The 20,610-nt window shown below is 70.8% G+C and carries 19 protein-coding genes and 3 pseudogenes; 14 read left to right on the forward strand and 8 right to left on the reverse strand.

Annotation, left to right across the window (positions count from 1 at the left end):
- Positions 1–201 precede the first annotated feature (201 nt).
- From ACIRPX_RS35095 to ACIRPX_RS35110, 4 genes are all read left to right on the forward strand, one after another.
- Positions 202–549: a hypothetical protein gene (locus tag ACIRPX_RS35095; RefSeq protein WP_404202879.1), complete on the forward strand. Its 348-nt coding sequence runs from the start codon at positions 202–204 to the stop codon at positions 547–549.
- 17 nt (positions 550–566) lie between these two features.
- Positions 567–773 (forward strand): hypothetical protein, encoded by a 207-nt coding sequence (locus ACIRPX_RS35100; RefSeq protein WP_404202881.1) that lies wholly within the window; start codon positions 567–569, stop codon positions 771–773.
- Positions 770–1,153 carry a hypothetical protein gene (locus ACIRPX_RS35105; RefSeq protein WP_404202883.1) on the forward strand — a complete coding sequence of 128 codons (384 nt, stop codon included), beginning with the start codon at positions 770–772 and terminating at the stop codon, positions 1,151–1,153. Before ACIRPX_RS35100 ends, ACIRPX_RS35105 begins: the two co-directional genes overlap by 4 nt.
- Positions 1,154–1,238: 85 nt before the next feature.
- Positions 1,239–1,388 carry a hypothetical protein gene (locus ACIRPX_RS35110; protein WP_404202885.1) on the forward strand — a complete coding sequence of 50 codons (150 nt, stop codon included), beginning with the start codon at positions 1,239–1,241 and terminating at the stop codon, positions 1,386–1,388.
- Between the two features lie 151 nt (positions 1,389–1,539).
- On the opposite strand, the gene ACIRPX_RS35115 is transcribed toward ACIRPX_RS35110, so the two are convergent.
- Positions 1,540–2,454 carry a helix-turn-helix domain-containing protein gene (locus ACIRPX_RS35115; RefSeq protein ID WP_404202887.1) on the reverse strand — a complete coding sequence of 305 codons (915 nt, stop codon included), beginning with the start codon at positions 2,452–2,454 and terminating at the stop codon, positions 1,540–1,542.
- Positions 2,455–2,612: 158 nt separating this feature from the next.
- Here ACIRPX_RS35115 and ACIRPX_RS35120 point away from each other — a divergent pair, with 158 nt between their 5' ends.
- The 4 genes and pseudogenes from ACIRPX_RS35120 to ACIRPX_RS35135 all read left to right on the forward strand — a co-directional run.
- Entirely contained in the window at positions 2,613–3,392 is a 780-nt protein-coding gene (locus tag ACIRPX_RS35120; protein ID WP_404202889.1) for an SDR family oxidoreductase, read from the forward strand.
- A gap of 159 nt (positions 3,393–3,551) precedes the next feature.
- Complete coding sequence (locus tag ACIRPX_RS35125; protein WP_404202891.1) at positions 3,552–4,106, forward strand: SDR family NAD(P)-dependent oxidoreductase; 555 nt, start codon at positions 3,552–3,554, stop codon at positions 4,104–4,106.
- A gap of 142 nt (positions 4,107–4,248) precedes the next feature.
- Positions 4,249–4,479 (forward strand): tautomerase family protein, encoded by a 231-nt coding sequence (locus ACIRPX_RS35130; RefSeq protein WP_404202893.1) that lies wholly within the window; start codon positions 4,249–4,251, stop codon positions 4,477–4,479.
- A 395-nt stretch (positions 4,480–4,874) separates the two neighbouring features.
- Positions 4,875–4,979: pseudogene (locus tag ACIRPX_RS35135) on the forward strand (transposase); the annotation flags it as partial.
- 22 nt (positions 4,980–5,001) lie between these two features.
- Here ACIRPX_RS35135 and ACIRPX_RS35140 read toward each other — a convergent pair.
- Positions 5,002–5,385 carry a hypothetical protein gene (locus tag ACIRPX_RS35140; protein ID WP_404202895.1) on the reverse strand — a complete coding sequence of 128 codons (384 nt, stop codon included), beginning with the start codon at positions 5,383–5,385 and terminating at the stop codon, positions 5,002–5,004.
- 415 nt (positions 5,386–5,800) lie between these two features.
- Between ACIRPX_RS35140 and ACIRPX_RS35145 the strand changes: the two genes are divergently transcribed.
- Positions 5,801–6,505 carry a ScbR family autoregulator-binding transcription factor gene (locus ACIRPX_RS35145; protein WP_404202897.1) on the forward strand — a complete coding sequence of 235 codons (705 nt, stop codon included), beginning with the start codon at positions 5,801–5,803 and terminating at the stop codon, positions 6,503–6,505.
- Positions 6,506–7,752: 1,247 nt separating this feature from the next.
- Here the strand turns inward: ACIRPX_RS35145 and ACIRPX_RS35150 are convergent.
- The 6 genes and pseudogenes from ACIRPX_RS35150 to ACIRPX_RS35175 all read right to left on the reverse strand — a co-directional run bounded on the left by ACIRPX_RS35150 (position 7,753) and on the right by ACIRPX_RS35175 (position 14,177).
- Positions 7,753–9,930, reverse strand: a complete 2,178-nt coding sequence (locus ACIRPX_RS35150) for an MMPL family transporter (protein ID WP_404202899.1) — start codon at positions 9,928–9,930, stop codon at positions 7,753–7,755.
- Positions 9,931–10,604: 674 nt separating this feature from the next.
- Positions 10,605–10,970, reverse strand: a complete 366-nt coding sequence (locus ACIRPX_RS35155) for a rhodanese-like domain-containing protein (RefSeq protein WP_404202901.1) — start codon at positions 10,968–10,970, stop codon at positions 10,605–10,607.
- Positions 10,971–11,024: 54 nt separating this feature from the next.
- The gene (locus tag ACIRPX_RS35160; protein ID WP_404202903.1) at positions 11,025–11,240 is read right to left on the reverse strand and encodes a hypothetical protein; all 216 of its coding nucleotides are present in this window, start codon (positions 11,238–11,240) and stop codon (positions 11,025–11,027) included.
- Positions 11,241–11,493: 253 nt separating this feature from the next.
- Positions 11,494–12,179, reverse strand: a pseudogene (locus ACIRPX_RS35165) (cytochrome c biogenesis CcdA family protein); the annotation flags it as partial.
- A gap of 3 nt (positions 12,180–12,182) precedes the next feature.
- Positions 12,183–12,577: pseudogene (locus tag ACIRPX_RS35170) on the reverse strand (DsbA family protein); the annotation flags it as partial.
- A gap of 181 nt (positions 12,578–12,758) precedes the next feature.
- The gene (locus tag ACIRPX_RS35175; RefSeq protein ID WP_404202905.1) at positions 12,759–14,177 is read right to left on the reverse strand and encodes a rhodanese-like domain-containing protein; all 1,419 of its coding nucleotides are present in this window, start codon (positions 14,175–14,177) and stop codon (positions 12,759–12,761) included.
- A gap of 52 nt (positions 14,178–14,229) precedes the next feature.
- On the opposite strand from ACIRPX_RS35175, the gene ACIRPX_RS35180 reads away from it, so the two are divergent.
- Genes ACIRPX_RS35180 through ACIRPX_RS35200 form a run of 5 tightly spaced genes read left to right on the forward strand, consistent with a single transcriptional unit; the run spans position 14,230 to position 20,605 of the window.
- The gene (locus ACIRPX_RS35180) at positions 14,230–14,559 is read left to right on the forward strand and encodes an ArsR/SmtB family transcription factor (protein ID WP_404202907.1); all 330 of its coding nucleotides are present in this window, start codon (positions 14,230–14,232) and stop codon (positions 14,557–14,559) included.
- An 18-nt stretch (positions 14,560–14,577) separates the two neighbouring features.
- A complete protein-coding gene (locus ACIRPX_RS35185; RefSeq protein ID WP_404202909.1) occupies positions 14,578–16,140 on the forward strand; it encodes a 4Fe-4S dicluster domain-containing protein in 1,563 nt (520 codons plus the stop codon).
- A 26-nt stretch (positions 16,141–16,166) separates the two neighbouring features.
- Complete coding sequence (locus ACIRPX_RS35190) at positions 16,167–19,169, forward strand: molybdopterin-dependent oxidoreductase (RefSeq protein WP_404202911.1); 3,003 nt, start codon at positions 16,167–16,169, stop codon at positions 19,167–19,169.
- Positions 19,153–20,034, forward strand: a complete 882-nt coding sequence (locus tag ACIRPX_RS35195; protein ID WP_404202913.1) for a molecular chaperone — start codon at positions 19,153–19,155, stop codon at positions 20,032–20,034. Before ACIRPX_RS35190 ends, ACIRPX_RS35195 begins: the two co-directional genes overlap by 17 nt.
- Positions 20,024–20,605, forward strand: coding sequence for a DsrE/DsrF/DrsH-like family protein (locus tag ACIRPX_RS35200; protein WP_404202915.1), 582 nt, complete (start codon positions 20,024–20,026; stop codon positions 20,603–20,605). Before ACIRPX_RS35195 ends, ACIRPX_RS35200 begins: the two co-directional genes overlap by 11 nt.
- Positions 20,606–20,610 lie beyond the last annotated feature (5 nt).

Here is a 20,610-nt window from a genome sequence, read left to right on the forward strand (position 1 = left end):
AGTTGCCAATGAAGCGTGGGGTAGGGGCCAGGCGGTCCGTGTCGAACGCAGTCGACACGGACCGCCTGTCGTTGTTGCTCCGTCATGTCGTCGCAGGAGGTGATTCCTCGGCCCGGGCCGACCTGGCCAGGGCGGCGTTCAGTGGCCCCTCGCCTGCACCAGTCACATCAGGTTCGTAGGGCTCGGGTTGGGGTCGCGGTCGTGTCCCATGCCGGCATCCTGTCCAGCACCCGCCTGACCCACCACAGGCGCAAGCCGGTGTTCACCGCTCTCGCCGTGATCATGTGGGGCAGGCTGCTGACCAGGGACATCGACCCGGTGGTGACCGGGCTCGCGGTGGGTCTGGCGACCTCGGCCTACCTGCCGACGAGGGACGCGCTGGACGAGGCGACGACCACCCTGGTCCGGCCATTCAGGGAACGGTCCACCCCGGAACTGGCCCGCTCGGCCACCCGGCGGCTGACCGGCACGCTGTCAGCAAACGCACGCCTGCAGCCTCTCCCCCGCTTCCGGGCCTCTTTCCCGTCCGGTACCCCATTCGGTACCTGACACGGTACCTTGGGTCCATGCCTGCACTCAATGTGGAATTCACTGACGCCGAGATGGCCCGGCTGCGCGATCGGGCGGCTCTGACGGGCCGGAGTCTGAAACAGCACGTGCACGACGTGACGGTGGAGGAAGCCGACCGGCTCGCCTTCGTCGAAGGGGCGGTCGAGGAAGCGGCCCGGATCCTGCCTGGCGTCGCAGCTCGTTTCCCTGAAGGACTGCGGTGAGCCCGATCATCCGTGTCGATGTCGGCTGGGTCCTGCAGATCCAGTCGGCGATCTCCCCGCTCAACGTGCCTATCGCCGACTGGGGCGCCCTCGGCTTCATGGCTGACCGGCACACGTTCGAGCGGGAGCGCGGCGTCCTCTACTACGAGGAGGCCGCCTCCCGGGCCGCGACCTTCCTGCACACAGCGTTGCTGCTGCGGCCCTTCACCGACTACAACCTGGTCATCGGCTGGGCCTGCACCAGCCAGTACATGCACGTCTCCGGCCAGCCACTCCAGGTCAAGGACGATGATCTGTACGAGCTCGCCCAGGCGATCCGCGCGCAGGAAGCCGATCTGCGTACCGTCGCACAGCGCCTGGAGTCCTGGCGCAGCCAGTGACGTGTCGGGGCCGGGTCTGGCCCCTACTCGCCGGCACAAGGCACATACGAGCTCCGTCACGGTCCCCAGCACCCACGTCGAGGTCGTGGAGGACGGCGCGAAAGACGGCGACGGCGGCCAGGCGGTCACGGTGAAGCCGGGCGCGTGGATTTCGAACGCAAACTCGACGAGGCGTACGAGGCGCACCGCGGTCTATCTCGCGCAGCTCGCCGAACTCGGACTCGACCGGGCATGAAACATGATCATCGCAGGTGGACTGCCGGGCGGCCCGGTGTTTCATGAGCGACCACCCACGAAACACCCGCGCTGTCGCTCCCGGCCATGTCTCTGCGGGAGCAGGGGTTGCCACGCCTTGCGGGGAAGGCGGTCCTCGCTCTGCGGCCGGGTCAGCGCTGCGATCCGGATTCCGCCGCTTCCGCCGCGGGCAACCTGTCCGGTGTCGTGTCCTCGGTGACGCTCAGGTCCTGGGTTCCTATGACCGACAGCAGTTCCAGCTGCTCTGCTCCCGGGCTTCCGGGCGGGGCGGTGAACCACAGCAGACGTTGGCGTCCGTCCTCGCTGAGCAGGTTGTAGCAGTCGAGTTCGATGATGCCGAGCGTGGGGTGGACGATCTTCTTGTGGTCCATGCGGCGCACCGCGACGTCGTGGGTGTCCCAGAGGGCTGCGAACTCCTGGCTACGGCGGCGTAGCACGGCGACCACCTTCGTGACCTCCGTGTCCCGGCCGCGTCGGGCGGCCGCTGCCTGGAGGTCGGCCACGAACACCCGGGAGTGGTGCGGGTGGTCCTCGGACGGGTACCTGTCGCGCGCCTGCGGTTCGGTGAACCAGCGGTACACGAAGCTTGCCGCCAGGCCGCGGTGTGACGGGGACTTGCCCAGCAGGTTCCGAGCCAGGTCGTTTTCCACCAGGGTTTCGTGCAGATCGGTGATGACGCGCGCGGGGGTGTTGGACAGCCGGTCCAGGAGTCCGAGGAGCGCTGGCTGCACGTGTGCCGACGGTCCGTGCGTGGACTGCGGGACCGGCCGTTCGGCCAGGTGAAACAGGTGGTCGCGCTCGTCGCCGTTGAGGCGCAGGGCTCGGGCGAGGGCGGCCAGGGTCTGGGCCGAGGGCTGCACGCCGTTCTTTGTGCTGCCGCGTTCCAACTCGGTGTAGTAGTCGGCCGACAGCCCTGCCAGCTGGGCTACTTCCTCGCGGCGCAGCCCCGGGACGCGCCGGCGCGGGCCTTGGGGGAGACCGACCTCGGCGGGGCGGATACGGTCGCGGCGTGTCCTGAGGAAGGCGCCGAGTTCTGGAAGGTTCACCCCTTCATGGTCGCGCGCGCACCAGGCCGTAGCCAGGGGGTGGCATCCCCTGGGTAAACGCAGCCCTGGCTGGGGATGGGGGGCAGGCCGATCGTTAAGGACGCAGCAGGGCGACGCCAAGGCCGCGGCCCGACCCCCGTCCACCGCAGGAGTCAGTAATGCCCATCCCCACTTCCGACGCGATCGCTGCCCCGGCCCAGCCCTCCGCCGCACCCCGTGTCGCGATCGTCACCGGCGGCTCGCGCGGCATCGGCCGCCAGACCGTCGGCCGGCTGGCCGCCGACGGGTACGCCGTCGTGGTGGGCTATGCCGGCAACCAGGACGAGGCCCAAGCCGCCGCGAAGGAGGCTGTCACCAGTGGTGGCCGGGCGATCGCAGTGCGCGCAGACGTCGCCGACGAACGCGCCGTGGCGGCCTTGTTCGACGCGGCCGAAGCAGAGTTCGGCGGCGTCGACGTCGTGGTGCACGCGGCCGGGCGGGCACACATGGCGCCGATCGCCGAGTTGGACCTGGCCGTCCTGGACGACCTGCACCGCACCAACATCCGCGGCACGTTCGTCGTCGTCCAGCAGGCCGCCCGTCGTGTGCGCTCCGGCGGCGCGATCGTGACGTTCTCCACGTCTGTGGTGGGGCTGGCTTTCCCGAACTACGGGGCGTACTCCGCCGGCAAGGGCGCGGTCGAGGCGCTGACGCTGATCCTGGCCCGGGAGCTGCGGGGCCGGGACGTCACCGCCAACGCCGTCGCGCCCGGCCCCACGGCCACCGATCTGTTCCTGGACGGCAAGGACGAGGAGACCATCGCCCGCCTGGCCGCCCAGCCCCCGCTGGAACGCCTCGGTACCCCGGCCGACATCGCCGAGGTCGTCGCGTTCCTGGCCTCCTCGGCCGGCCACTGGATCAACGGACAGGTCATCCGTGCCAACGGCAGAATCATCTGAACCGCCCGCAGCCGCCCCATCGATCAGCGAAAGGCCCTGCCATGAGGAACGACGAAACAGGGAAGGTCATCCTCGCCACCGGCGCATCCAGCGGAATCGGGGCACTGTCCGCGCTGTGCTCTGGCCCTCGCCGGTCACACGGTGTAGCGGACATCCGCCATGTCGCGACCCGCAACGCGACCGCGGCGGCCCGACCTGAAGCATTACGGCATCGATCGCCGGGTCGACGTGCACGCCGTCGAGCTGTACATCACCTCCCAGGACGCCGTCGAGGCCGCAGTCGACCGGATCGTTGCCAAGCGCGGCCGGCTGGACGTGGTCGTGCACAACGCCGGGCACATGGTCCTGGGCGCCGCCGAGGCGTTCACCGCCGAGCAGTTCGCAGACCTGTACGACGTGGATGTTCCGGGCACCCAGCGCGTCAAGCGTGCCGCCCTGCCGAATTTACGTGCGCAAGGTCAGGGGCTGCTGGTGCGGACCGGCAGTTCCAGCACCTGCGGCAGCTGCCCGCCAATCCTGGCCCCGTACTTCACCACCAAGACCGCGATGGACGCCCTGGCCGTCAGCTACGCCGCCGAGGTGCCCCCGTTCGGCATCGGCACCGCGATCGTGGTGACCGGTGCGTTCACCACCGGGCACCAACCACTTCGCCGACGCAGGCGCCCCCGCCGACGTCGACGTGAACGGCGCGGAAGCCTACGACCAGCGTCATAGACCCCAGCCGAAACGGCGGCGAAGTCGCCTCTGCGGTCACCGACCGCCTCCGCGCCGACTTCTTCCGCCGCATCGGACTGGACAGCCTGCTCACCGCAGGCAGCCCCCTGTAACGCCCCACTGAGGAAAGGAACAACCAGCCATGCCTTTTGCGAACTTCAAGGTCCCCGAGAAGACCCTCACCCCGAAGCAGAAGGAGGAGATCGTCACCCGCACCACCGAACTGTATGTCGAGATCTACGGCGAGCGCGCCCGCCACAACACCATGGTTCTGGTCGAAGAGGTCGCCGACGGCGGCTGGGGCATCTCCGGCAACGTGCTGACCCTCGCCATGCTCGGCGAGGCGGCACCGACCAACACCAGCGACACCTGACCGCACCGGCCGTCATTCGGCCAGGACAGCACCTTGAAACCGAGGGCCGCCGGATCGAGCGTCCGCCACACGGCCTCGTTCATCCGGGGGTCGGTGAGATCAGTGGCGAAGCCCTTCATTGTGTCCCCGTCCCCGCACTCCGGCGGTGTCCGCCGGGGTGCGGGGAGACGGGCGAGCTCGGCCTCCACTTCCCTGATCTCCTCGCCCAGCGAGACGGTGGCGAGGCTGGTGAGTTGGCGGGCCAGAACCAGGTCGGCCTGGCGGCGCGCGACGAACTCCTCGACCTCGGCGACCATGCTCATGCGCCAGTCGGGCCGCCAGAACGGTGACCTCTGGGTCCGCTCGCTGGGGCCACAGCAGGCGCAGTGCGATGGACAGGCGGGTCTTGTACCCGTCACAAGGCCCAGGGCAGCATGATCCGCCGCCACATCATCTGGCGGAACAAGAACGCCGCCGACACGCACCTCAAAGCCCTGGTGAGCCGGGCCAACGCCGCCTGACCCGCCACGGCGACAACGGTCGTCACCACAGGTGCAGGAAGTCCCGAACATCGTCGAAACCGTCGACAGCCCGTCCGTCCACGTCCGTCGGGTCGGCCTCGGCCCGCGTCGCCAGCGACTGCGCCAGCGCGAGGGCTTCATCGCTGAGGCGCCCGAAGCGTCGAGCGGTGTGTCCCAGGCACAGGCCGGCCAGCCCGAGCAGCGGACTGCCCGACACGGCCCGCGTCCCGACCTGCACGCACCAGAGCTCGACGAATTCCGCGTCGTCGTCGCTCAACGCGGTCCCGACCAGGACCCCCGCCGCCTCGCCCTCCGCCAAGCGGTCGCGCAGAGCCCGCTCCAGCGTCTCGACCACCACTTCGTGGGGCAGCGCAGGAGGGTTCTCGAAGCTCAGATGAGAATGCATCCCGCGAGCCTACGCGGGGTGCATCCAACGAGCGTCTGCCGCCGCCTCACTCCACGAGACGGGGCGAACGTTGCCCACACCATCCCGCCCCGGCCGACGTCGGTGTGCCCAACCCACACAACGGGCCACCCCGACACCGGGCACCCCACACCCGGACCGTGACGGCCCCACACGGGCCGGCTACACCCCGCACACAGGCCCCGAACCACACCCGACCCGGGCCGCCGAAAGCGTGACCCGCCGGACCTGCACCCCACACCGCACTCAGCCAGGCCGTCCTCGCCGCCCGCTTCCCCTCCCCACCACCCCATGTAAGATACAAACTGGACGGTTTTTTCTTCACCCGCAGGAACAGACCACACGACCCGCCCCGCCACACCGGCCGAACCACCGCGGCGCACCGGACGGAGCCCTCATGCCCATACAGGACCGCGCGATCCGCACCCGCCGCAAAATCCTCACCGCGGCCGCCGAAGTCTTCGAAACCCGCGGCTACCAGTCCGCCACCATCAGCGAGGTCCTCAAAACCGCCGGCGTCACCAAAGGCGCCCTCTACTTCCACTTCCAGTCCAAACAAGACCTCGCCCAAGGCGTCCTGCACGCCCAGGACCAGAACATCACCCTCCCCTCACGCTCCAGCAAAACCCAGGAACTCATCGACGTCGTCATGCTCCACGCCCACCGCCTCACCACCGACCCCATGGTCCGCGCCGGCGTCCGCCTCACCATGGACCAGACCTCCCACGGCCTCGACCGCACCGGCCCCTTCCACACCTGGTCCCACCTCGCCCAACAACTCCTCGACGACGCCCGCGCCCAGGGCGAACTCCTCCCCCACGTCAACACCCACGACACCGCCGACGTCCTCACCGGCGCCTTCGCCGGCATCCAGTCGATGTCCCACGCCCTCAGCGACTACAACGACCTCATGCAACGCACCACCACCCTCCTCCAACACATCCTCCCCACCGTCATCAACCCCTCCCTCATCACCCACCTCGACCTCACCCCCACCCGCGGCACCACCATCTACACCGAAGTCCACGCCCAAAACACCCACACCGACAGCGACGACTACGACGACACCGTCGAAGGTGACAGCACCAACGACGCCGCCTAGCTAACACCCCGCCGACGAGGAATGCGGCGGCCAGGAGGCTCTGCCGTCCGCGAGCCCGGAGCTGGGCGCCGCCTGGCACCTCCCGCTCACCGTGGTGGAGACGCCGCTCCTGCACCCCGACGTCAGTGCGGCAGTGGCGGCACCGCAGCCGTCCGCGAACTGCATCTTCTGTCCGCGCAGGAGGCCATCCGCCTTCCCGCGTTCCGTGGTTGGGGGGCTGGCCATGCACGCCGACGTCCTGCGCAACGCGCGGGTGCGCCGGCCTCTGCTGGAGATGGCCTTGGCGCGCCGACCACGTCGTGGTGGCCCGGCAAAACGACAGCACTCCCACGCTCGTCACCGCCACGGGGCCGCTGTGCACCCTCCGCCTCCACGACCTCGCCCGGCCGCTGCCCCTGTACAACCGCTGCCCCCCGGCGCCCCTTCCCGCCAACTCATCCATTGCGTGGGGGATTTCGAACGCTCCGCCAGGTTCTTCGCCGCCCCGGGCCTGCTCAGCACGGAGGCGAGGGCGCAAAGGCCCCTTACGGAAAGGGAAGCACACCTCGCCCGTCCGTCCCCGTCCGAGCAGGACGCGGAGGGGACGGACGGGACTGCGTGATGGACGACCTCGCCGCAGATCGGGCCGCCTCACGCAAAGTGCGCAAAAGCGGCCCGCTGATCTTCAAACGTGCAGGTCGTGAGATACCTTCCCCGCGCACGTGGGGGTCTGTCGTCATCCCACCCCGGACGTTCTCACGCACAACGAGTTCCCCTGCACCAGCAGGGAGCGCACTCGGGGATCTCCCGGCACCCCCGCCAGGCGTCGGCCAACACCCACCCCCGCCGCCAGGCCGGCAGCTCGCGCCACGGTCACACTGACCGCCTCGGCACCGGCGCACACTGCGGCCGCCTCCCGGCTCACCGGGTCCTCCGCCTTCAGCACACCACCGGCCACGGCCTCTGCGCCGCCACCAGCGGCGCGTGCCCGATGGCGGTGTACTCCAGGATCGCAGGCTTCCCGCCCCACGTACCGGCCGCCGCGACCGCCGCACACACCATCGCCCACGCACCAGTACGCGGCGGCAGCCAGTAGGGATCCACGAAGGGGATGGGCCCGGAGCCGTACGCCGCCCCCCCTCCAAGCCCTGACACGGATCGACCTGGACCTGCAGTGGACGAAGCAGTGCCGTCGAAAACATCGATGGCACCCACGGAACCTGTGGCGGACCGCCCCGCTGCCCGGGGCGGTCCGCCGTGGTGGTGAATCAGCCGTGGGAGAAGTGGATGTCGGGCAAGATCCTGCGCAGCCACGAGGGTGACCACCAGGCGGCCCGGCCGGTGAGACGCAGCAGAACCGGCAGCAGGATCAGGCGGACCAGGGCGGCGTCGAGGAGGACGGCGATGCCCAGGACGATGCCCATCTCCTTGGGAGGAAGAGGGCCGGAGAGCGCGAAGGTGAAGAAGACGGCGACCATCACGGCGGCTGCGGCGAAGATGACCCGGCCGGAGTGTGCCAGGGCACCGGTCATGGCCTCGCGGGGATCGCCGCTGCGCTCGTAGTGTTCCTTGGCGGAGGCCAGGAGGAAGACGGTGTAGTCCATGGCGATGGCGAAGATCATGGCGAAGAAGAACACCGGGGCCCAGCCGTCGAGGAAGCCCTGGGGTGTGAAGCCGAGCAGTCCGGCGCCGTGTCCGTCCTGGAAGATCAGGCGTGCCGTGCCGAAGGCCGCTCCGGTGGACAGCAGGCTGGCCAACGTGCCCAGGGCGGAGATGAGGGGTGCCTGCAGGGCAAGGAGGAGCAGGGCGAATCCGAGGACAAGCACCACGCCGATGACCAGCGGGGTCTTCTGGGTGAGCAGGTGCTGCAGATCAAGGTTCTCCACCGCGGCGCCGCCGACGAGCGAGCCGTCGGGCAGGTCGGTGCGCAGGGTGTGCACCGTGCCGGCCAGGTCGGGGTCGGACGGGTCGACGGTGGGAACGGCCTGGATCAGCGACCATCCCGAGCCGTCGGCGGCCTGCTGGGGCGGCATGACGCCGGCGATGCCGGAGGTGTCCGTGAGCTGGGCGGTGGCTGCGGCGGCCTGGCCGGTGGGCGTGACGATCTGCAGAGTTCCGGGAGCCCCCGGACCGAATGCCTGCTGGACGGCGGTGTAGCCGGCTCGCGCGGAGGCGTCCTTGGGCAGAACGTCGATGGAGGGCATCGCGGTGCGCAGCCCGATCACGGGGGCGGCCAGGGCCAGCAGGACGGTGAGGGCGGCCGCACCGTACAGAACCGGCCGACGCCACAGCCGCTGGCCCCAGGCGTTGAAGCGCGGTGAGCGGTGTTCACCGACGCGGACCCATGGCAGGGCGAGGGAGTCGACGCGGTGGCCGAGCTTGCCCAGCACGGCGGGCAGCAGGGTCAGGGTGGCGGCCAGGACGAAGGCGACGGCGAGCATGATGCCGCCGGCCATGGACCGGAACGCCGGCGAGGGCACCAGCATCACCGCCGACAGACTGACCAGGACGGTGGCGCCGGACAGCAGGACCGCCTTGCCCGCCGTATCCATGGTTTCGGCCACGGCGTCCACGGTGCTGCGGGCGCGCCCCATGCGGGCACCGCGGAACCGCATCACCATGAACAAGGCGTAGTCGATGCCCAGGGCGAGGGCGAACATCATGGCGAAGTTCATCGCCCAGATGGAGATCGGTGTCAGCTGGGTGAGCAGGACGAGGGATCCGGCGGAAGCGGCCAGTCCGGCGAGGGTCAACAGCAGGGGCAGCCCCGCGGCGACGAGGGAGCCGAAGGCCAGCACGAGGATCACCAGGGTGACGGGCCAGGACAGCAGCTCGGAGTGGATCATCGCGTCGTGGTTGGCGGCGTTGAAGTCACTCCAGAGCACGGATGATCCGGTGGCGTGCACGGTCACGCCGTTGCCGGACAGCGCGGCAAGTGGGCCCTTCAGATCGTCCGCCGCACGGACCATCTCGTTGGTGTCGGCCTTGGCGCCCGCCAGCACGATGGAGGTGTGACCGTCGGCGCTGACCGTGGCTCCGGGCTGGGGCGGGACGACGGTGTCGATACGGTCGTCGGCCTTGAGGAGGGCGGTGGCGCGGGTGATGACGCGCTGGACGGACGGGTCGGTCGCGGGCTGATCGGAGGAAATCACCACCTGCAGTGCGGAGGAGGTGTTGCCGCCGAAGTGCTGCTGGGCGACCTGGCGGGCTTTGACCGACTGGGATCCGTCGGCCTGCCACCCCGCGCCGGAGAGGGCGGAGTTGACCTGCGGGGCGAAGGCGCCGAGCACCGCCACCACCGCCACCCAGATGACCAGGACGAGTTTGACGTGGGTGGCCGCCCAGGCGCCGAGACGTCCGAGCGGTCCCGTCCGGGCCGGGGTCGCGGCGCCGGGGGGTGCCGCGGTGGCCGTGCCACCGGTGGGCTTCGAGAGATCGACCTTCATGGAGCTGTCCTTCAGCAGAGGCGGTAGGAAGAACTGTGTGGTGTGGTGGATCCGGCCGGATATGGATGCGGCGTGGGTGTGGATGAGCCAGAACCCGGATCGGAGCACCGGCTTCGACGAACATGAACGCGGATCCGGTCGGCGGCACGACGGCGAAGAGGCGCTGAGTACAGTGCTGGAGATCACTGCGGCCCGGCGTTCGTCGTCCCAGGCGGGTCGCGGCGCCGGTGAACGGGGCGATCACCCTGCGGTGCACGCCCTTTGTGGCGCCCGCACGCATGGAACGGGAGTCCGGCGCGTACGCCGATACGACGGGCAATACCTCGGCAGAGCAGCCTCACGACCGCGAGAGGGTGAGGGGACCGAAAGGGGTTGTCAGCCCGGCCGTGGCCGACGGGCTGTGGTCACTCCGGTCCCAACTGCCGCAATGGTTAAGGTAGTTGTGAAGCAAGCGCCCGGCTTTCACCGCAGCTGGCCGGACCGGACGTGAGCCCAGGGCGGCTGGCGGGGTGGCGGCCACGATCAGCAAGCCGGCGGAGGTAACCTCACCGAGGCCGACCGGGGTAAAGCGAGCAGGTGGATCAGCGCGGGTACGGGCGGGACGCCGCCGCCTTCCAGCGCGCCGGGTGCCGGCCCGACCACCGCACCCGGGACAGGAGCCAGGACCATCGCGATCACCTGGTGGAGCCGTGACGGCCGTTGCCGCGGCTGACCGGCAGACCGTCGCGGGCCCAGGCCGTCATGCCCCCGGCCACGTCACGAACCTCGACGCCACGGGCGGCCAGCAGCTTGACGGCCTGCCGTGAGCGGTGACCGGAACGGCAAATGGTCACCACCGGCCTGCCCTGTACGGATGCCGGCAGCCCGGCTCCCGCCATCAAGCGGGTCAGCGGCAGATGCAGCGCCTTCGGTGCGTGTCCGGCCTTCCACTCCGCCTTCTCGCGGACATCAAGCAGGACAGCCTCGCCCTCGGTGATCCGGCGGTGGGCTTCGGCGGGGGTCAGACGGCCGGAACCCCGGCGTTTGAAGAGGGAGAACATCGTAGGTCGGCTCCTTGCGTGTTGTCGGGTGTCAGTGAGCGGGAGTCTTGAGCGTCAGTTCGGCCTCGGAAGCGGCATCGAAGCCGTCGTCGGGACGTGCGCCTCGGCCACGAAGGCGATGCGCACCCTGCGGTGGGCAGCCGCTGGGGTGATGACCCGGTCGACATCGCGCGGCGGGTCCGCCGTCACGGCGGAACCGGAACGGGGCCGACCAGCCAGGTGGCTGCGGTTGCCCAGCCTCTCCAGCTCCAGGGTCTCGACGAGGAACACGAAGGAACGCCCTTCCTGACATTACCCCCCGGGGTATTCGACACCCAACGTAACAGAGATACGGGTGGGGGTATTCCGCACGCTATGTGACACAGGCTGCATTCACCCTGAAGAGTCACCCCGAGCACCCCCGCAGCCGCGCACCTGCGGCGGCCTGCGGCGTTCCAGGAGCCCGGCGGCGGCCCCGACAGCCCCGTCCCCCCGCGCCGTCTCTCCCCGCACCCCCGTGCCGACTGCCCGCAGAGCCGCCTGGCTACGGCAGCGAGTCGGCCTCTTGTCGCCCCTCCCCGTCCGGCAGTCCGCGGAGCCGGATCACAGCAGCCACCGCCGTGCCCGCGCCGACCATGGCCGGCGCCAGCAGCAAGAGGCGGTCGGAGACGGCGGCGCCGAGCCGGGCGGCGCCGTCTTCCCAGGCCGCCTCGGTGCCCGCGGAGAAGAAGGAGGACAGAGCTGAAGTGCCGTCGAAGAGCAGGAACGCGGTCCCCAAAAGGACGAAGACGATCCCCCCGGAGAGCGACATGCTGTGCACCGTCATCGGGCCAGGACGCAGAGCCCGTCCCCCCAGCCAGCGCCGGCGTCCGAGGTCGTAGCGGTCCCACAACAACGCCAGGGCGAACAGCGGCACGGCCATGCCCGACGCGTAGACGGCCAGCAGGGGACCGCCGTGCAGCGGGCTGCCGTCGAGCGCAGCGACCATGAGGATGCCCCGAGGATCGGTCCGGCGCAGAAGCCGGCGAGGCCGTAGACCGCGCCGAGAGCGAAGACGGAGACCGCGCAACCCGTCCTGCGGGCGCCCGCCGCCTGTTGCAGGCGGCGGGGCCCGAACCCGAGGCCGAGGATCTGCGCCAGGCCCAGTGCGATCACCGTCCAGCCGCCGAGGGTGACCAGCAGATCGCGGTGGCCATAGAAGAGGCGGCTGTCCAAGGTGCCGGCGACACCCGCTCATCGCCGGGCTTCCTCCGCTGCCTGCTCGATGGCCGCACTGAACGTGCTGAGAGGCGGGGCACCGAGGAGGGGTGTGGAGTTGATGAGGAAGGCGGGCGTGCTGGTCACTCCGAGCGCGTATCCCTCCTGCTGATTCTTGTCGACCGACGCCCGAGCCGCCTTGGACCTCGGGTCGGTCTCGAAGCGGTCGAGGTCGCGACACCGGCCTTGCGGGCCATCTCCCGCAGCCGGGACGCAGAGAACTCGCCTTGGTTGCGTGCGCGTTCCTTGGCGTAGCTGATGTCGTGGAACTGCCAGCACCGGCCCTGCTGCCCGGCGGCCCAGGCAGCCCGGGCGGCCCGTTCCGACTCGGCGCCGAAGACGGGGAAGTTGCGCCACTCGATGCGCAGGACTTCCAGAAGCGGACTTGACGCCCACTGAGACAGGGCCGCTCGTCCGGCAGTCCCGGGACGGAGCCGCCGGCGCGTTCCCGACATCCGCCGGCTCCCGAGCGATCGCGGTCACCGCCGAACTGAGCGGCGCGCGAGGACAGATCGCGGCGGTGGCGTGCAAGGACGCCCCGCCGATCGCTGGTCAGCGGGCCGCCGTGAGAGCGGCCGCGCAGCGCTGCCGCCATTCGCCGACGCCGCCTTCGCCGATCAGGCGGGCCTCGATTCCGGCCCGGTCCAGCAGGCTCGCCGCGATCGCGGCGCGGTGGCCGTTGGAGCAGATGACCCAGACGGGCCGGTCGTACGGCAGGTCGGCGAGCTGTTCGGGCAGGTCGGCGAGGAAGGTCTGGCGGCTGCCGGGGACGGTGCCCCAGGCCCGTTCGAGTTCCTGGCGTACGTCGAGCACGTAGGGCGGTGGTCCGGCGAGCGTGGCGTCGCAGAGTTCGCCGACGCCGACCGTGGGGTAGGAGCGGACCTCGTACCCGCCGCCGGTCCAGGCGTCGATCCCGCCGTCGAGGTATCCGGTGATCCGGGTCCAGCCGATGCGGATCAGCTGGGTGACCGCCTCGGCGCGGGTGGTGTCATGCGGCTCGGGCAGCACCAGAACGAGCGGCGCGTCAAAGGGCAGCATCCATCCTACGTAGCTGGCGAACCCGGAGTTGAGCTCGATGTTGACCGAGCCCGGGATGTGGGCCGCGGCGAAGGCGTCCCGGTCGCGCCCGTCGACCACCCACACCTCGCCGCCGAGCCGCTGGGCGAGGTCCGGCGCCGTGAGGGCGGGCAGGTCGGGGACGCGGCCGAGGACGGGGGCGCCGTGCCGGTTGATCGGCGCCATGTGGCGGTAGTAGCGGGGGTAGGCCATGAGTTCGCCGCGCAGCTCGGTGCTGAACTCGGCGAAGTCCGGCGCGGTCAACAGCGCGTTGTCGCGCTGTTCCTCCTCGATGGTGCTGGTCCGCCGGGTGGTGGGCATGGCGGCGACGCAGAAGCTGCCCGCGCCGTGGGTGGGCAGCACCCGCGCGGTGGCGGGCAGCTCGGCCAGCCGGCGCAGGCTGTCGTACTGGGCGCGGGTGAGTTCGTCGGTGTGTGCGGGGCCGAGCAGATCGGGGCGGCCGGCGCTGCCGACCAGCAGGCTGCCGCCGGTGAAGACCGCGGCGGGCTCGGCCGCGTCCCCCTCGAAGACCAGGTACGACACGTGCTCGTACGTGTGGCCGGGGGTGGCCATGGCGACCAGGCGCAGGGCGCTGAGGAGGAGTTCGTCGCCTTCGTCGACGGGCCGGTGGGGGAACTCGTAGCGGCCCTTGGCCGGGGCGAGGATCTGCGCGCCGGTGGACGAGCGGATTTCGTGCGCCCCGGACACGTAGTCGTTGTGGACGTGCGTCTCCAGGACGGCACGGACGGTCGCGCCGCGCTGGTCGGCGGCTTGGTGCAGGCGCCAGGCGTCGCGCTGGGGGTCGACGATCAGTGCCTCCCGGCCGGAAACGAGCAGGTAGCTGGAGTCGCCGAGACCTGCGGTGACGAACACGTCGAGATCCATCTCGACCTCCCACACGAAGGGCTGGATCAATAATTCAATTGAGCTATTGACTGATTGAAACGCCGCTGCCTACGGTTTGTCCATGCCCGTGATTCCGGATGCATTCCTCGACGACGTGGCCAGGCGCTTCGCCCTCCTCGGCGATCCGACCCGACTGCGGATCCTGCGTGCGATGCACGAGGGCGGGGAGGGCACGGTCGGGGAGATAGCCGAAGCGGCCGGCACCTCGGTGGCCAACGCCTCGCAGCATCTCCAGCGCCTGACGGCCGGCGGGATCGCGGCGCGCCGCCGCGACGGCCAGGCGGTTCGGTACCGCATCGTGGACGAGACCATCGAGCAGCTGTGCACGATCGTGTGCGGCAGCGTGGCGCGCGGCCTGGCGCCGCAGACAGCGGACACCACCACTGGCTGAACGCGAAAAGAGGCGACGATGCCAGAGTTCGAAGACGGCACCACGGGCAACGGTCCGGTGACCGGCCAGGACGACTCCGGGCGCCGCTGGCTGAAGATCATCGACCAGAACCGGTGCATCGGCTGCCACGCCTGCACGACAGCCTGCAAGTCGGAGAACGAAGTACCGCTGTCGGTCACCCGCACCTACGTCAAGAGCGTCGACGTCGGCACGTTCCCGCAGGCCCGGCGCGCCTTCCAGGTCACCCGGTGCAACCAGTGCGAGGACGCTCCCTGCGTCGCCGCGTGCCCCACCTCGGCGATGTTCCGCCGACCCGACGGGATCGTCGACTTCGACAAGGACGCGTGTATCGGCTGCAAGGCGTGCATGGCCGCATGCCCGTACGACGCGATCTTCATCAACCCCGAGGACCACTCCGCCGAGAAGTGCAACCTGTGCGCGCACCGCCTCGACGTGGGTCTCGAACCGGCGTGCGTGGTGGTCTGCCCGACCCAGGCGATCATCGTCGGCGACGGGGACGACCCGGACTCCGAGGCGGCCCGCGTCGTCGCGCGCGAGCCGGTCGCCGTACGCCGCCCGGAGAAGGGCACCCGGCCGAAACTGTTCTACCGAGGCGCCACCCAGGCCACCCTCGACCCGCTGGCGGCACGGCGCCCCGCCGGTGACACCTTCATGTGGAGCGAGATCCCCACCGGCACCCAGCAGGTCACCTCCGGGCACCCCGGCGGGGCGAACAGCAGCGCCGCCGCACTGCTGTCGTACGACATCACCCACCGGGCGCCGTGGGACTGGCGCGTGAGCCTGTACACCTGGACCAAGGGCATCGCCGCCGGCGCCTACCTGGTGGCCGTGCTGCTGGCGCTGACCGGGCAGATCTCCTGGACGGATTCCCTACTGGTGTGGACCGCCCCGCTTCTCGCGGCAGTCTTCCTGGCCCTTACGGCCGGGCTGCTGGTGTGGGACCTGGAGCACCCCGGCCGGTTCTTCTACCTGCTGACCCGCCCTCAGTGGCGCAGCTGGCTGGTACGCGGGGGAATCGTCCTGACCGGGTACGCGGCCGTGCTCGGCCTGCACCTGCTGGCCGGACTCCTCGGCAGCACCGGCCTGCGGCAGGCCGCCGCGGCGCCGGGCGTGCCGCTGGCGGCAATGACCGCGATCTACACCGCGTACCTGTTCGCCCAGGCCAAGGCGCGCGACCTGTGGCAGAACCCGCTGCTGCCGGCCCACCTGCTGGTGCAGGCGGTCCTGGCGGGCGCGGCGGCGCTGCTGCCCGCGGCAGCGGGGTGGCGTCAGGACGCCGTGACCCCACTGGGCTGGATCCTGGCGGGCGCCTGCCTGACCCACCTGCTGCTGGTGCTCGGCGAGGTGACGCTCACTCACCCCACCGCGCATGCCCGGCTGGCCGCCTCCGAGTTGACCCGCGGCCGCTTCCGGGGCTTCTTCTGGGCGGCTGCCGTGCTGGTCGCTGCGGGCCTCGCCGCGCCGTGGGCGGGTGCCTGGGTCGCCCCACTCGCGTTGGCCGGACTGGCCGCGCACGAGCACGCGTACGTACAGGCCGGGCAGGCCGTTCCACTGGCCTGAAGGGGCGGAGAGGCGGAGGAAGACGGATGGATGCCAAGCGGGACACCGCCGGGCCGGACACCACCGGGCTCGAGGAGATCGGGGCGCGGGTGAGCGCCGCCCGGGCGGCGACGCAGGCTCGCGGCGAGACGTTCTACCCCGGCCCGAGCCGGGTGCACCTGGCCGCGTTCCCGCCCAAGGAGCGCTGGGACGACTGGGTCGAGCTGGATTCCCGCGCATGGCCGCGGCGGGCCGAGCGCCGCTACATGCTGGTCCCCACCACCTGCTTCAACTGCGAGTCCGCGTGCGGGCTGCTCGCCTATGTCGACCGGGACACGCTGCAGGTACGCAAGTTCGAGGGCAACCCCGAACACCCCGGCTCGCGCGGACGCAACTGCGCCAAGGGACCGGCCACGTTGAACCAGGTCACCGACCCCGACCGGATCCTGGCCCCGCTCAAGCGGGTCGGCGCGCGGGGCGAGGGCCGCTGGACGCAGGTCGGCTGGGACGAGGCCCTGGACGACATCGCCGCCCGGATCCGCGCGGCGATCACCGACGGGCGGCCCGAGGAGGTCATGTACCACGTCGGCCGGCCGGGCGAGGACGGGTTCACCGAGCGGGTGCTGGCCAGCTGGGGCGTCGACGGGCACAACTCGCACACCAACGTGTGCTCCTCGGGCGCACGCGCCGGCTACCACTTCTGGACCGGCATCGACCGGCCCAGCCCGGACCACGCCAACGCCGACGTCATCCTGCTGATCAGCTCGCACCTGGAAGCAGGCCACTACTTCAACCCGCACGCGCAGCGGGTCATGGACGCCAAGGCCCGCGGCGCGACGCTGATCGTGTTCGACACCCGGCTGTCCAACACCGCCACCCACGCCGACCACTGGCTGGCTCCCCATCCGGGATCGGAGCCGGCGATCCTGCTGGCGATCGCCCATCACCTGATCCAGAGCGGCGGTTACGACGGTGAGTTCGTACGCCGCTGGTGGAACTGGGCCGAGTACCTGGCCGCCGAGCATCCCGACGGCGAGCAGACCTTCGAGCGGTTCGAGGAGATCCTGCGCGACCTGTACCAGGAGTACACCTTCGCCTTCGCCGCCGCCGAGTCCGGGGTCAGCGAAGCCGTCATCGCCCAGGTCGCCGCAGCCGTGGCCAGGGCCGGCACCCGGCTGTCGACCCACAGCTGGCGCTCCGCCGCCGCCGGCAACCTCGGCGGCTGGCAGGTCGCCCGCTGCCTGTTCCTGCTCAACTGCCTGACCGGCGCGGTCGCCACCGAGGGCGGCACCTACCCCAACGCGTGGAACAAGTTCGTACCACGACCGATCCACACCCCCGACCCCCCGCACACCTGGAACGAGCTCACCTGGCCGCTGGAGTACCCGCTGGCCCTCAACGAGCTGTCCTTCCTGCTCCCGCACTTCCTCAAAGAGGGCCGCGGCCGGCTCGCCGTCTACTTCACCCGCGTCTACAACCCGGTGTGGACCAACCCCGACGGCATGACCTGGGTCGAGGCCCTCACCGACCCCGAACTCGTCGGACTGCACGTGGCGATGACCCCGGTGTGGAACGAGACGGCCTACTTCGCCGATTACGTCCTGCCGATGGGTGTCGGGGCCGAACGTCACGACCTGCACTCCTACGAGCAGTACGACGGCCAGTGGATCGGCTTCCGCCAGCCCGTACTGCGCGCCGCCCGCGAGCGCCTGGGCGAGAAGGTGACCGACACCCGGCAGGTCAACCCCGGCGAGGTGTGGGAGGAGAACGAGTTCTGGATCGACCTGTCCTGGCGTATCGACCCGGACGGCGCGCTCGGCGTCCGCCGCCACTACGAATCCCGCGCACACCCCGGCGAGAAGCTCACCGTGGACGAGTACTACGGCCACATCTTCGAGCACTCCGTGCCCGGACTGCCGCAGGCCGCCGCGGCGCAGGGCCTCACCCCGCTGGAGTACATGCGCCGGTACGGGGCGTTCGAGATCAGCTCCGGAGTGGGTCCGGTCTTCGCCCAGGAAGTCCCGCCCGAGGAGTTGAAGGACGCGGTGGACGGCCGGTTCGGGCGCGTCTACTCACCCACCTCCACCCCGGCCGGCCCCAACGTCGTCCCGGTCGGTACTCCGGAGCCGGACGACCAGGGCCGCCGCCCGGTCGGTGTCCGCGTCGACGGGACGGTGCGCCGCGGCTTCCCCACCCCCAGCGGGCGGCTGGAGTTCTACTCGCGCACGCTCGCCGACTGGGGCTGGCACGAGCACGCACTGCCCGGCTACGTCCGCAGCCACGTACACCCCTCGGCCCTGGAGCCCGGCCAGATGGTGCTCATCTCCACCTTCCGGCTGCCGGTGCAGATCCACACCCGCGGCGGCAACGCCAAGTGGCTCAACGAACTCGCCCACACCAACCCGCTGTGGATCCACCCCCGCGACGCCGACCGGCTCGGCCTCGGTGCCGGCGACCTGGTGCGGGTGGAGACCGCGATCGGGTACTTCGTCCTCAAGGCGTGGGTGACCGAAGGCATCCGACCCGGCGTGGTCGCCTGCAGCCACCACATGGGCCGCTGGAAGCTCGCCCACGAAACCTCCCACGAGGCCCCGAACACAGCCGGGGGCGGCGGCGTCGAGGGTGCCGGCCAGGTGATGGCCACCGTGGACCTGGCCAAGACCGACGACCGGTGGGCGATGACCCGCCGCGCGGGCGTGGCCCCCTACGACTCCGCCGACCTCGACACGCGGCGCATCTGGTGGAGCGACGTCGGGGTGCACCAGAACCTCACCTTCCCGGTCCACCCGGACCCCATCTCCGGCCAGCACTGCTGGCACCAGGCGGTGCGCGTGCGCCCGGCCGAGCCCGGCGACGCCTACGGCGACATCGCCGTCGACACCCGCAAGGCGCAGCAGGTCTACCGCGAATGGCTCGCGATGACCCGAGACGCGCAACGCCACTCCCCGGACGGCACCCGCCGGCCGTACTGGCTCATGCGCCCGCTCAAACCCACCCGCGACACGTACCGCCTCGCCGAGGAAGCCGCCTCCGATGCCCCTCGCACCTGACCTGTTCCGCGCCCTCGGCGTCCTGTGCGAGCCCCCGGACCCGGCGCACGCCCGGCTCGCCGACGCCCTCGGACTGCCCGGCCGGCCCGAAGCCGCCGACCACACCGAGCTGTTCGTGCTGCAGCTCGTGCCGTACGCCTCGGTGTACCTCAGCCCGGACGGCATGCTCGGCGGCGAGACCACCGACCGGGTAGCCGGTTTCTGGCGCGCGCTGCACCTCACCCCGCCCCCGGAACCCGACCACCTCGCCGCCCTGCTCGGCCTGTACGCCATGCTCACCGAACGCGAACACGCCGAGCCGGACCCGGCACGCGCCCTGCTGTGGCACCAGGCCCGCCAAGCCCTGCTGTGGGAGCACCTGCTCACCTGGATCCCGCCCTACACGGCCGCCGTGGCACGGGTGGCCGACCCGTTCCACGCCAGGTGGGCCCGGCTCCTCGGCGACGCCCTCCTCGCCGAGGCCCGGACTCTGCCGACGCCGCCCACCACGGCCCTGCACCTGCGCGACCGGCCGGCCCCGCCCGCCCCCGACGGCGGCACGGACAAGCTGGTCCGCGCCCTGCTCGCGCCGGCCCGCAGCGGACTGCTCCTCACCCGCGCCGACCTGACCCGCGGCGCCCACGACGCCGGGCTCGCGCCGCGACTGGGCGAACGCGCCTTCGTCCTGCGCACCCTGCTCGGCCAGGACCCCGCCGCGACCCTCGGCTGGCTGGCGGCCGAGGCCGACCAGTGGGCCGAGCGACACCGAACCGCCGAACCGGTGATCGGCACCGTGGCGCGGGTGTGGCGCACCCGCGCCGAGGCCACCCGGGCCGCACTCACCCGGGCACATCGAACCGCCACGGAGGTGGCACATGTCCCATGACATCCGGCCCGCGCCCGTAGAGACCACCACCGCGGTCAGCGAGGACGACGTCCGCCGCATCGTCCGCCAAGAGCTCGAACGGGCCTTCCGCCGGGACCCGTCCGCCCGCACCGCCGCGATCGTCGCCTCCAAGGGCACGCTCGACTGGGCGTACCCGCCGCTGATCCTCGCCAACGCCGCCGCCGCGGTCGGCATGGACGTGTCGGTCTTCTTCACCTTCTACGGGCTGAACATCATCCACAAGGACTCCGCCCGCAAACTCAAGATCGACCCGGTCGGCAACCCGGCCATGCCGATGCCGGTCCCCATCCCCGACATCATCTCCTCGCTCCCCGGGATGGTCCCGGTGGCGTCGCACATGATGCGCTCCAGGTTCGCCAAGAACAACGTCGCCACCATCGGTGAACTCCTCAACAGCGCCCAAGAGGCAGACGTACGGCTCATCGCCTGCCAGATGACCGTCGACGTCTTCGGCTACCGGCAGGACGACTTCATCGACGGCGTCGAGTTCGCCGGCGCCGCCGCCTTCATGGCCCGGGCCCGCCACGCCCACGCGACCATGTTCATCTAGCCGAA

Origin of the sequence: Streptomyces sp. NPDC101225 (assembly GCF_044767585.1) — a bacterium.
In the GTDB taxonomy this organism is placed as follows: domain Bacteria; phylum Actinomycetota; class Actinomycetes; order Streptomycetales; family Streptomycetaceae; genus Streptomyces.

Bases quoted from the DNA above. Each gene is read 5' to 3' on its own strand.
- ACIRPX_RS35200 (WP_404202915.1), top strand. From the start codon at position 20,024: ATGTCCCATGACATCCGGCCCGCGCCCGTAGAGACCACCACCGCGGTC.
- ACIRPX_RS35180 (WP_404202907.1), top strand. From the start codon at position 14,230: ATGCCCGTGATTCCGGATGCATTCCTCGACGACGTGGCCAGGCGCTTC.
- ACIRPX_RS35155 (WP_404202901.1), bottom strand. From the start codon at position 10,970: ATGTTCTCCCTCTTCAAACGCCGGGGTTCCGGCCGTCTGACCCCCGCC.
- ACIRPX_RS35195 (WP_404202913.1), top strand. From the start codon at position 19,153: ATGCCCCTCGCACCTGACCTGTTCCGCGCCCTCGGCGTCCTGTGCGAG.
- ACIRPX_RS35150 (WP_404202899.1), bottom strand. From the start codon at position 9,930: ATGAAGGTCGATCTCTCGAAGCCCACCGGTGGCACGGCCACCGCGGCA.
- ACIRPX_RS35130 (WP_404202893.1), top strand. From the start codon at position 4,249: ATGCCTTTTGCGAACTTCAAGGTCCCCGAGAAGACCCTCACCCCGAAG.
- ACIRPX_RS35100 (WP_404202881.1), top strand. From the start codon at position 567: ATGCCTGCACTCAATGTGGAATTCACTGACGCCGAGATGGCCCGGCTG.
- ACIRPX_RS35185 (WP_404202909.1), top strand. From the start codon at position 14,578: ATGCCAGAGTTCGAAGACGGCACCACGGGCAACGGTCCGGTGACCGGC.
- ACIRPX_RS35190 (WP_404202911.1), top strand. From the start codon at position 16,167: ATGGATGCCAAGCGGGACACCGCCGGGCCGGACACCACCGGGCTCGAG.
- ACIRPX_RS35145 (WP_404202897.1), top strand. From the start codon at position 5,801: ATGCCCATACAGGACCGCGCGATCCGCACCCGCCGCAAAATCCTCACC.
- ACIRPX_RS35140 (WP_404202895.1), bottom strand. From the start codon at position 5,385: ATGCATTCTCATCTGAGCTTCGAGAACCCTCCTGCGCTGCCCCACGAA.
- ACIRPX_RS35125 (WP_404202891.1), top strand. From the start codon at position 3,552: ATGTCGCGACCCGCAACGCGACCGCGGCGGCCCGACCTGAAGCATTAC.
- ACIRPX_RS35120 (WP_404202889.1), top strand. From the start codon at position 2,613: ATGCCCATCCCCACTTCCGACGCGATCGCTGCCCCGGCCCAGCCCTCC.